We start from the raw sequence: 311 nt of genomic DNA, 5'->3' as shown, positions 1-311 counted from the left end.
AAAATTTCAAGGGTTTGGTGAAGGATTAAGTAATGCCAAAGTGGGTGTAGATAAATTAAATAACGGGTCAGGTCAATTAATTGATGGAGTAACCCAATTAGCGGATGGCTCAAGCAAAGTAACAGGCGGTTTAGGTACATTATCTGTAGGAGCAAGCCAAATGACAGGCGGAATAACGCAATTAGCGGATGGCTCGGGTCAAGTAACAACAGGCATAGGCACTTTAAATGGTGGTCTAAATAAAATGTCAACTGGCTCAACCCAGCTAATCGATGGAGTAAATAAACTAGCAGATGGATCTGGAAAAGTGA

The 311-nt window shown here is 41.2% G+C and carries 1 pseudogene; it reads left to right on the top strand.

Annotation, left to right across the window (positions count from 1 at the left end):
* A pseudogene (locus tag MR071_RS25180) lies at window positions 1-311 on the top strand (YhgE/Pip domain-containing protein); the annotation flags it as partial.

It is taken from the genome of Bacillus cereus group sp. BfR-BA-01316 (assembly GCF_022664195.1).
In the GTDB taxonomy this organism is placed as follows: Bacteria; Bacillota; Bacilli; order Bacillales; family Bacillaceae_G; genus Bacillus_A.
The sequence above is the reverse complement of the archived record's forward strand: the minus strand, read 5'-3'. Positions and strand labels throughout refer to the sequence as shown.